We start from the raw sequence: 11,420 nt of genomic DNA, 5'->3' as shown, positions 1-11,420 counted from the left end.
CCACATGCCTGCACGGACCCGTTCGCGTTCGACCCGCGTGGTCGGCGCCTGCGTTGCCGCACTGACCGCCGCCGCTGTGCTGGGCGCCTGCGGAAGCGACGATTCCACCGCGACGAGCACCCCGTCGGCGACGACGTCCGCGACGGCCGCGACCACGTCGGCATCCGCGACGGCGACGACGGGCGCCGAGGGCACCGCAGCGGAATCTCCCGCCGTCGAAGCACCCGTGACGAGCCCCGGCGAGGCCGCGACCGCGCCGCCGGCCGAACCCCAGACCGCGCCGGGCTTCCCCGGCCCGACCGAGGTCCCCACCGATTCGCGGGACGCGGCGTTCCTGGACGCGCTGCGCGCGGAGGGTGTCGAGCCGTCCGGCGACGGCAGCAGCGCGATCAACACCGCCAACTACATCTGCGGTGCGATCGCCCAGGGCGGCAGCGAGGACGAGATCAAGACGATCGTCACGGCCCTGGTCGGCAGCGACGCCGTCGCCTCGGGGATCGAGATCACCGAGGAGCAGGCCGCCGAGACCGCGAACGTCTACATCGCGACCGCCAAGTCGACCTACTGCAGCTAGGGGAGGATCCACAGCATGATGGCCAGGACGAAGACGAGGCGGCGCGGACGCGTCCTCGTCGTGATCGTTGCGCTTCTCGTCCTGGTCGTCGTGCTGGCGCTGTGGTACATCTTCGCCGGGCGGCTGCCCACGCCGGTCCCGCCGATCCCGCCGACGCCGGAGCAGCCGCAGTCGCAACCCGCGGAGTGCCCCGACGTCCAGGTGGTGTCGGTACCCGGCACGTGGGAGTCCGCGGTCGGCGACGATCCGTACAACCCGACCGCCAATCCGCTGTCGTTGATGTTGAACGTGACCCGGCCGTTGCAGCAGCAGTTCGATCCGCAGCGCGCGGACGTCTACACCGTGCCGTACGTCGCGCAGTTCTCCAATCCGATCGCGCTGCCGCCGGACGGTCAACAGTCGTACAACAACAGCCGCACCGCGGGTACCGCGGCGATGGAGGACATCCTGACGCGCCGCTTCGCCGAGTGCCCGCTCACGTCGTACATCCTCACGGGCTTCTCCCAGGGCGCGGTGATCACCGGTGACGTCGCGGCGAAGATCGGGGCCGGGAACGGGCCGGTGCCCGCGGATCGCGTGCTCGGTGTCGCGCTCATCGCCGACGGCCGGCGCGACCCCGACGCGGCCCCGACGATCGGCCCCCCGGTGTCCGGGGTGGGCGCCGAGCTGGCGCTGGCCGGGCTCCGGCTGCCGGGTATCACCCTGACCGGTCCCCGGCCGGGTGGGTTCGGTGAACTCGCCGACCGGACCGTGCAGATCTGCGCGCCCAGCGACGGCATCTGCGACGCCCCGCCGGACGCGCTCAATCCCGGCAATCTGCTCGCGAGTGCGCCGCGGCTGCTCGAGTACTACAACAACCCGGTGCATGCGATGTACAACACGTTCGTCGTCGACGACGCCGGCACCACGGCGACGCAGTGGGTCGCGAGCTGGGCCGCGGACAAGATCAACGCGGCGCCGACGCCTCCGGAAGAGTGATCCGAGGGTCTGGTTACCGGGCGGTAGTGTCGGGGGTCACGACCCGTTACAATCTCTCCACCGTCGGCACTTAGACTCGACAATCGGGCTGCGTCCGGAGTGTCCGGGCCGTGGCGCACGGACACAGCACACTGGAGAGAAGGTTCGATGAGTGCGACCGACGGCTCCGCAGCACTTCAGCCGCGGAAGTTCCGCTTCGCCGCGGGTGGGGAGGGCAACGCCGAGGAAGGCGGGGCCAGGCGTTTCGTCGAGCTCGCGCAGCGGGCCGAGGAGCTCGGCTACGACAGCTTCATGATCCCGGATCACCTGGGCAACCAGGTCGGACCGATCGCCGCGCTCGGCGCCCTCGCCGTGGCGACCGACCGCATCCGGATCGGCACCGCGATGCTCGCGAACGGATTCCGCCACCCCGCGATCCTCGCCAAGGACGCCGCCACCATCGACGTGCTCTCCGGCGGCCGCCTCGAACTCGGGCTCGGGGCCGGTTGGATGAAGGACGAATTCGACAAGGCGGGCATCGCCTACGACCGTCCCGGTGTGCGGATCGAGAAGCTCGAGGAGACGCTGCAGATCCTCGACGTGCTGCTGCGCGGCCGGGAATGCACCTTCGAGGGCAAGCACTACCGCATCGACGGCCTCAAGGGCAGCCCGCGGCCACGTCAGGGCCCGCGGCCACCGATCGCGGTCGGCGGGGGTGGTCCGCGCATGCTCGCCCTGGCCGCCCGGTACGCCGACATCATCTCGGTGGCGCCCCCGACCAACAGCGACGGCAAGTTGTTGCTGTCCGGCATCACGATGGCAAGCACGATCGAGCGGGTGGAGACGATCCGGAAGGCCGCCGGTGATCGTTTCGCCGACATCGAGTTGAACTGGACCATCACCATGATCCTCGTCACCGACGACAAGCAGCAGGCCGCGGAGATGGCGCTGGGTGCGCTCGATCAGGGGTTCCCTCCGAACATCGAGGTCGACACCCGCCTGACGGTCGACGACATCCTCGAATCCCCGTATCTGGCAATCGGTTCGCACGAGGAGATCGCCGATCGGATCCGTGCGGTGCGCGCCAAGACCGGCATGTCGTACGTGGGCGTCTTCCCGACTCAGATGGAGGCGTTCGCGCCGGTGATTCCCCTGCTCGCGGGGGAATGACGTAGTGAGGATCTGTAACATATTCGTGATCTCGGACCGATGAACTGGTCCGACGGGTTGCACGTTCGCAGGCCACTCGGCAGCGAATGTGCGACGGTCCGTGTTACGCGGGCCAACGAATCGCGAAGTAATGAACGGGGCGCAACCATGTCGGGTGGTTGTGGGATCGCTTCGACAGGGAGAAGGAATTGAGCGTCGGTTTCGAAGAGTTCATCGATGAGAACGGTCATATCGTTCTGCCCGAGGGCAACACGCTGCTCGATCACCTCGAACAGCACACGAACGGTAACGGCGACGATCTCGCCTACCGCTACATCGATTACTCCCGCGAGCGCGACGGAGAGGTGCACGAGCTGACCTGGCGTCAGTTCGGTGTGCGGATGCGAGCGATCGCGTCCCGTCTCCAGCAGGTCACCAAGCCGGGCGATCGTGTCGCGATCCTGGCGCCCCAGGGCCTGGACTACGTCGTGTCGTTCTTCGCGGCCATCTACGCCGGCGCCATCGCGGTGCCCCTGTTCGACCCGGACGAGCCGGGCCACACCGACCGCCTGCACGCCGTGCTCGGCGACTGCACGCCCAGCGCGATCCTGACGACGACGTCGTCCGCTGCGGGCGTCCGCCAGTTCTTCCGTCCGCTGCCGGCCGCGCAGCGCCCCCGGGTCATCGCGGTCGACGCCATCCCCGATTCGGTCGCCGACACCTGGACGCGCCCGGAGATCGGGACCGACGACATCGCCTACCTGCAGTACACCTCGGGTTCGACCCGGGTTCCGGCCGGCGTGGAGATCACCCACCGGTCCGTGCTCACCAACGTCGTGCAGATGGCCGACTCGATCGAGCTCAACGAGTCCTCCCGCGGCGTGACCTGGCTTCCGCTGTTCCACGACATGGGTCTGCTCACGGTGATCCTGCCCGCGATCGGCGGCAAGTACATCACCATCATGAGCCCGCGCGCGTTCGTGGCGCGGCCCGGCCGCTGGATCCGCGAACTCGCCGCCGTCTCCGACGGTGCCGGCACGTTCGCCGCGGCCCCGAACTTCGCGTTCGAGCACGCCGCCGCGCGCGGCCTGCCGAAGCCGGGGGAGACCCTCGATCTGTCCAACGTGATCGGGCTGATCAACGGCAGCGAGCCGGTCACCACGTCGTCGATGCGCAAGTTCAACGAGGCGTTCGCCCCGTACGGCCTGCCGAAGACGGCCATCAAGCCGTCCTACGGCATGGCGGAGGCGACCCTGTTCGTGTCCTCCACCAAGAGCACCGACGAAGCGAAGGTCATCTACGTCGACCGCAGCGAGCTGAACGCGGGCCGCATCGTGAAGGTGGACCGCGAAGCACCGGGCGCGATCGCCCAGGTGTCCTGCGGCTACGTCGCCCGCAGCCAGTGGGCCGCGATCGTCGACGCCGAGACCGGCGCCGAGGTCCCCGACGAGCACGTCGGCGAGATCTGGCTGCACGGCGACAACATCGGCATCGGCTACTGGGGTCGCAAGGACGAGACCGACGAGACCTTCCACAACCGGATCACGTCCCGTCTCGAGGAGAACAGCCACGCCGAGGGCACCGCGCCGGACGCCAACTGGCTGCGCACCGGCGACTACGGCGTCTACATCGACGGCGAGCTGTACATCACCGGTCGCGTCAAGGACCTGGTGATCGTCGACGGCCGCAACCACTACCCGCAGGACCTCGAGTTCTCTGCGCAGGAGGCCAGCTCGTCGCTGCGCCCCGGCTTCATCGCGGCCTTCGCGGTCCCGGCCAACCAGCTTCCCGTCGACGTGTTCGAGAACGAGGCCTCCGGCCTGAAGTTCGACGCCGACGACGCTTCCGAACAGCTGGTCATCGTCGCCGAGCGCGGCCCGGGCGCCGGCAAGGCCGATCCGCAGCCGATCGCCGACGCGGTCCGCGCGGCGATCTCGAGCCGCCACGGTGTGACGGCACGCGACATCCTGCTGGTTCCGGCCGGGTCCATCCCGCGCACGTCCAGCGGCAAGATCGCGCGCCGGGCCTGCAAGGCCGCCTACATCGAGGGAACGCTGCGCGGGGGGTATCAGCAGCAAGCATTCCCCGATAGCGTGTAACAATTGTTCTCTTTCCCGGGTAGCGTGGTGGGTTGATGGCTGACACTGAAATGACCGTCGCGCAGCTGCGCGAGTGGCTGCGGAACTGGATCGCCGACGCGACCGGGCAACCGGCGTCACAGATCTCCGACGATCGTCCGATGGAGGAGTTCGGCCTCTCGTCGAGAGACGCCGTGGCCCTCAGCGGCGAGATCGAAGACCTGCTCGGCGTCACGCTCACCGCGACGATCGCGTACCAGCACCCGACCATCGCGTCGCTGGCCACCCGCATCATCGAGGGCGAACCCGAGATGCCCGCCGCCGCCGACGACGCGTTCTACGCGGTCGGCGGCGTCACCGGCGCCAAGGACATCGCGATCGTCGGCATGTCCGCCCGGCTGCCCGGGCACGTGGACACCCCCGCGCAGATGTGGGAGCTGCTCGCCGAAGGCCGCAGCGGCATCACCGACCTGCCCGAGGGCCGCTGGTCCGAATTCGAGGGCGACCCGGTCGTCGCCGAGGCCATCGCGAACGCCAACACGCGCGGCGGTTACCTCGACGACGTCAAGGGCTTCGACGCCGAGTTCTTCGCGATGTCTCCCCGCGAGGTCGAGATGGTCGACCCGCAGCAGCGGCTCGCGCTCGAACTCGCGTGGGAAGCGCTCGAGCACGCCCACATCCCGGCGAACGAGCTCAAGGGCGGCTCCGTCGGCGTGTTCATCGGCAGCTCGGCCAACGACTACCAGCTGCTCGCGGTCGCCGACCCGTCCGCGGCCGACCCGTACGCGATCACCGGCACGTCCACCGCGATCGTCGCGAACCGGGTGTCGTACTTCTTCGACTTCCGCGGCCCGTCGGTCACCATCGACACCGCGTGCTCGTCGTCGCTCGTCGCGGTGCACCAGGCCGTGCGTGCCCTGCGCGGCGGCGAAGCCGACGTGGCCCTCGCCGGCGGCGTGAACATGCTGCTCGCGCCCGCGGGCACCCTCGGCTTCGACGAGACCGGCATGCTCACCGCCGACGGCAAGATCAAGGCCTTCTCCGCCGACGCCAACGGCATCGTGCGGTCCGAGGGCGGCGGGCTCGTCGTCCTCAAGCGGCTCGAGGACGCCGAACGCGACGGCGACAACATCCTCGCCGTCATCGCCGGGACGGCCGTCAACCAGGACGGACGTTCCAACGGGCTGGTCGCCCCCAACCCGGAGGCGCAGGTCGACGTGCTGCGCCGCGCCTACCGCGACGCGCAGATCCTGCCGTCCGGGGTCGACTACATCGAGGCGCACGGCACCGGCACGGTGCTCGGCGACCCGATCGAGGCCGAGGCGCTCGGCAAGGTCGTCGGCCGCGGCCGCGACGCCGACAAGCCGGTCCTGCTGGGCTCGGCCAAGACCAACTTCGGGCACCTCGAGGCCGCCGCCGGTGCCGCGGGCCTGATCAAGGTCGTCCTCGCGATGCAGGAGAACCACCTGCCCGCGTCCCTGAACTACACCGCCCCCAACCCGTACATCCCGTTCGAGCAGGCCCGCCTGAAGGTGGTCGCGGAGGGCGCCGACTGGCCGCGCTACACCGGCGCCGCCGTCGCGGGTGTCTCCGGCTTCGGGTTCGGCGGCACCAACGCGCACGTCGTGGTGCGCGAATACACCGGGCACGCCGGACTCGAGGAGTCCGAGGCCGAGGTCGAGGTCCTGCCGGAAGAGGTCGAGACCCCCGCCGCCGAGACTCCCGCCGCCGAGGCGCCGGCCCGCGAACTGCCCGTGCTGCTCCCGGTGTCCGCGGCGCTGCCGTCGCGTCGCCGCCGGGCCGCCGCGGACCTCGCGGACTGGCTCGAGACCGAGGTCGGCAGCACCACGCCGCTCGCCGACGTCGCACGCACCCTCTCGCGCCGCAACCACGGCCGCTCGCGTGCCGTCGTCATCGCGAACGACCGCGCCGAGGCCATCGCCGGACTGCGCGCGGTCGCGGCCGGCAAGCCCGCCCAGGGCGTCTTCAGCTCGGACACCCCCGACACCAAGGGCCCCGTCTGGGTGCTGTCGGGCTTCGGTGCCCAGCACCGCAAGATGGCCAAGCAGCTCTACCTCGAGAACCCCGTGTTCGCCGCCGCGGTCGACGAGGTCGACGAACTGATCTACGACGAGTCGGGCTACTCCATGAAGGAGAAGTTCCTCGACGACGCGCAGGACTACGACGTCGAGACCGCCCAGGTCGGCATCTTCACCATCCAGATCGGCCTGGCCGCGTTGCTGCGCCACCACGGCGCCGAGCCCGCCGCGATCATCGGGCACTCGATGGGTGAGGCGGCCGGCGCGTACATCTCCGGCGGCCTGTCGCTCGAGGACGCCGTGCGCGTCATCTGCGCGCGCTCGCGGCTGATGGGCGAGGCCGAGGCCGGCCTCGAGGGCGACGACATCCGTCTCATGGCGCTCGTCGAATACAGCGCCGACGAGATCTCCGCCGTGCTCACGGACTTCCCGCATCTCGAGGTCTGCGTCTACGCGGCGCCCACGCACACCGTCATCGGCGGACCGCAGGACGAGGTCAACGCGATCGTCGCGCGGGCCGAGTCCGAGGAGAAGTTCGCGCGCGTCCTGCAGACCAAGGGCGCGAGCCACACCTCGCAGGTCGATCCGCTGCTCGGTGAGCTCGCCGCCGAACTCGCCGGCATCGAACCGCACCGCCTGAAGGTGGACGTGTACTCGTCCGTCGATCAGGAGACCCTGTACCGCGCGGGCCACGAGGGCATTCACCCGGTCGAGTACTGGACCAAGGGCCTGCGGCACAGCGTGTACTTCACGCAGGCCGTGCGGCAGGCGCTGGCCGACGGATACACCACGTTCCTCGAGCTCAACGCCAACCCCGCGACCCTCATGTCCGTCGCCGCCACCGCGTTCGACGCGGGCGTGCAGGACGGCAAGTTCATCCAGACGCTCAAGCGCAAGGAAGACGAGTCGCTCGGCGTGCTCACCGCGCTCGCGCAGCTCTACACGTACGGGCACGCGGTGGATCTGCGCAGCCTGCTGCCGGACGGCGAGTACGCGGACCTGCCGCGGACCGCGTTCCTGCGCAAGGAGTTCTGGCTGAAGACGCGCATCGGTTCCGGCGGCAACAGCCGGGTCCCCGGCGCCCGCGTCGCCCTGCCCGACGGTCGCTTCGCGTGGGAGGTGCAGGCTTCGGCCGTCACCGATCCCGCGACCCTCGCGACCGCCGCAGCCGCGCAGGTGTATGCCGACGTCACGCTCGTCGCGAGCGTCCCGCACGCGCCGGTCCCGGCCTCCGGCACGCTCACCACGACCCTCACCCCGCATCCCGGTGGCGCCTCCCTGCAGGTCCACGCGAAGGATGCCTCCGGGTTCACGCTCGTCCACGAGGCCGTCGTGTCCTCCGGCGAGGTGCTGCCGGAACCGGTCGTCGCGCCCGTCGAACGTGCGGCCGACACCGTCGAGGAACTGCCCGAGGTCGCCGAATCCTTCGGCGACAGGTGGGATCCGGAAGGTTCGGAGAGCCTCGAGGACCGGCTCGCGCTGATCGTCGCCGAGTCGATGGGCTACGCCCCGGAGGATCTGCCGGTCGAGATCCCGCTCATCGACCTGGGCCTGGACTCGCTGATGGCGGTCCGCATCAAGAACCGCGTCGAGTACGAGTTCGACATTCCTCAGCTGCAGCTGTCCGCCGTCAAGGACGCGAGCCTGCGCGACGTCGCCAAGTACCTGCGGTACGCGGTCGAGAACCGCGAGGAGGTCGCCGCGCTCGCCGCGCAGCAGGCCGCCGAGAAGGCCGCCGAAAGGGCCGCGGAGGAAGCCGAGGACGCCGCGAATACGGTCACGGTGCCGCCGGTCGAGGACACCACCGTCATCGCCGAGGCCGAAGCGATCCTCGCCGAGGCCGAAGCCGAGGCTGCGAAGGCCGAAGCGTCACCGGCTGAGGCGGCCCGGACCGACATCACCGATCAGCAGGCCGTCGCGGAGGCGTCCGGTCAGCACGTGCCGCCGCGCGACGCCGCCGAGCGTCTGACGTTCGCGTCCTGGGCGGTGATCACCGGCGAATCGGCCAAGGGCATCTTCGACACGCTGCCGATCCTCGACGACGAGACCGCCGAGCGGCTCGCCGCGCGCCTGACCGAGCGGTCCAACGGCGAGATCACCGTCGACGACGTGCTCGACGCCGAGACCATCGAGCAGCTCGCCGAGACCGTGCGGCAGCACCTCGAATCCGCCGACCGCATCGACGGCCTGGTCCGTACGCTGCGGCCCCGTCCCGAGGGTTCCGACGCCGTGCCGGTGTTCGTGTTCCACCCCGCGGGCGGGTCCACCGTGGCCTACGAGCCGCTCCTCAAGCGTCTGCCCGCCGACACCCCGATGTACGGGTTCGAGCGGACCGAAGGCCCGATCGAGCAGCGTGCCGCCGAGTACCTGCCGTTGATCAAGGAGATCCAGGGCGACGGCCCGTACGTGCTGTACGGCTGGTCCCTCGGTGGCGTGCTCGCCTACGCGGTCGCGCGGATGCTCCGCGCCGAGGGCAAGGACGTGCGGTACGTCGGCCTCATCGACACCGTCATGGCGGGCGAGAAGGTCGAGGACACGCCGGAGGAGATCACCAAGCGCTGGCAGCGGTACGCGAAGTTCGCGAAGAAGACCTACGGGGTCGATGCGCCGCTGCCGTACGAGCAGCTCGCCCAGGCCGACGACGAGGGCCAGGTCCGCATCCTCATGGACCTGCTCAAGCTCAGCGGCGCGAAGATCCCGGGCGGGATCATCGAACACCAGCGCACGTCCTGGCTCGACAACCGTGCCATCCAGACCGCGAGGCTCGAGCCCTACGACGGGAACGTGGTGCTGTACATGGCCGACAAGTATCACGATGACGCGATAGACCTCGAGCCGGCGTTCGGAACCCGGCAGCCCGACGGGGGGTGGGGCGAGGTAGTCCGCAACCTGGAGGTGATCCACGTCGGTGGTGACCACCTGCAGATCGTGGACGAGCCGTACATCGCGAAGGTGGGGGCCGACCTGACCCGGAAGCTGGCCGAGATCGCGGCTACGAGGAGCTGAACGAGTAGTGACCACCACGGCAGAAAAGCTGGCCGACCTGCGCAAGAAACTCGAAATCGCGAAGGAGCCTGCGGGCGAGGCCGCGATTGCGAAGCGCGCGAAGAAGGGCATCCCGAGCGCACGGGAACGCATCGACATGCTGCTCGACAGGGGCAGCTTCATCGAGATCGGTGCGCTCATGCGGACGCCCGGGAACCCGGACGCGTTCTACGGCGACGCCGTCGTCGTCGGCCACGGGACCGTCGACGGGCGGCCCGTCGCTGTGTTCTCCCACGACCAGACCGTCCTGGGTGGCAGCGTCGGTGAGATGTTCGGACGCAAGGTGTCGGCGGTTCTCGAGCACGCCCTGAAGGTCGGCTGCCCGGTCGTCGGCATCAACGACTCCGGTGGAGCCCGCGTCCAGGACGCGGTGACCTCTCTCGCGTGGTACGGCGAGATCGGCAAGCGCAGCGAACCGCTGTCCGGGCTGGTCCCGCAGATCTCGGTCATCGTCGGCAAGTGCGCCGGTGGTGCCGTGTACGCGCCGATCAACACCGACGTCGTCGTGGCGACCGAGGACGCGTACATGTTCGTCACCGGCCCCGACGTCATCAAGGCCGTCACCGGTGAGGACGTCAGCCTCGAAGAGCTCGGCAGTGCCCGCAAGCAGGCCGAATACGGCAACGTGCACCACATCGCCCCCGACGAGAAGGCGGCGTTCGAGTGGGTGCGGCAGTACCTGAGCTACATGCCGTCGAACGCGCAGGAGAAGCCGCCGGTCATCAACCCGGGTCTCGAACCGGAGATCACCCCCGACGATCTCGAGCTCGACACGTTCATGCCCGACGCCGACAACGCCGGCTACGACATGCACGACGTCCTGCTGAAGATCTTCGACGACGGCGAGTTCTTCGAGATCCGGTCGCAGGTCGCGCCGAACATCATCACCGGCTACGCACGCGTCGACGGACGTCCGGTCGGTGTCGTCGCGAACCAGCCGATGTTCCTGTCCGGTGCGCTCGACGCGGCGGCCGCCGACAAGGCGGCGCACTTCGTGCGGGTCTGCGACGCCTACGACATTCCGCTCGTGTTCGTCGTCGACACCCCCGGCTTCCTGCCGGGTGTCGAGCAGGAGAAGATCGGCGTCATCAAGCGCGGCGGTCGCTTCCTGTTCTCGTACGTCGAGGCGTCGGTGCCCAAGGTGACCGTGGTCGTGCGCAAGTCGTACGGCGGTGGTTACGCGGTGATGGGTTCCAAGCAGCTCGGCGCGGACATCAACCTGGCGTGGCCGACGGCCCGCATCGCCGTGATGGGTGCGGAGAGCGCGGTCGCGGTGATCGGCCGCCGTCAGATCGAGGCCGCCGGCGACAACGCCCCGGCCGTGCGCCAGCAGCTCATCAACTTCTACAACGAGCACGTGGCGACGCCGTACATCGCGGCCGAGCGCGGCTACGTCGATGCGGTGATCGAGCCGTCGACGACCCGCCTCGAGATCCGTCGCGCGCTCAACCTGCTGCGCGACAAGAAGGTCTTCAAGAACCCGCGCAAGCACCACCTCCTCCCGCTCTGACGCTCCCCGGTGACGGAACCTTCGCGGAAGGTTCCGTCACCGGTGGATGCGCTCAGGGATTCGGAATT

The 11,420-nt window shown here is 69.5% G+C and carries 6 protein-coding genes; all 6 read left to right on the top strand.

Features of this window, described 5'->3' with window-relative positions:
* Nucleotides 1–4 precede the first annotated feature (4 nt).
* The 6 genes from M1M07_RS08105 (at nt 5) to M1M07_RS08080 (ending at nt 11,352) form a co-directional block, all read left to right on the top strand.
* Nucleotides 5–574, top strand: coding sequence for a DUF732 domain-containing protein (locus M1M07_RS08105; RefSeq protein ID WP_197251575.1), 570 nt, complete (start codon nt 5–7; stop codon nt 572–574).
* A gap of 18 nt (nt 575–592) precedes the next feature.
* Complete coding sequence (locus M1M07_RS08100) at nt 593–1,552, top strand: cutinase family protein (protein ID WP_197251609.1); 960 nt, start codon at nt 593–595, stop codon at nt 1,550–1,552.
* 147 nt (nt 1,553–1,699) lie between these two features.
* A complete protein-coding gene (locus M1M07_RS08095) occupies nt 1,700–2,701 on the top strand; it encodes an LLM class F420-dependent oxidoreductase (RefSeq protein ID WP_197251576.1) in 1,002 nt (333 codons plus the stop codon).
* 188 nt (nt 2,702–2,889) lie between these two features.
* Nucleotides 2,890–4,779, top strand: coding sequence for a long-chain-fatty-acid--AMP ligase FadD32 (gene fadD32, locus M1M07_RS08090; RefSeq protein WP_197251577.1), 1,890 nt, complete (start codon nt 2,890–2,892; stop codon nt 4,777–4,779).
* A gap of 50 nt (nt 4,780–4,829) precedes the next feature.
* Nucleotides 4,830–9,803 (top strand): polyketide synthase Pks13, encoded by a 4,974-nt coding sequence (gene pks13, locus M1M07_RS08085; protein WP_248673851.1) that lies wholly within the window; start codon nt 4,830–4,832, stop codon nt 9,801–9,803.
* A 7-nt stretch (nt 9,804–9,810) separates the two neighbouring features.
* Entirely contained in the window at nt 9,811–11,352 is a 1,542-nt protein-coding gene (locus tag M1M07_RS08080) for an acyl-CoA carboxylase subunit beta (RefSeq protein ID WP_248673823.1), read from the top strand.
* The last annotated feature ends 68 nt before the right edge of the window (nt 11,353–11,420 follow it).

Origin of the sequence: Rhodococcus sp. HM1 (genome assembly GCF_023218075.1) — a bacterium.
In the GTDB taxonomy this organism is placed as follows: Bacteria; Actinomycetota; Actinomycetes; order Mycobacteriales; family Mycobacteriaceae; genus Rhodococcus.
The sequence above is the reverse complement of the archived record's forward strand: the minus strand, read 5'-3'. Positions and strand labels throughout refer to the sequence as shown.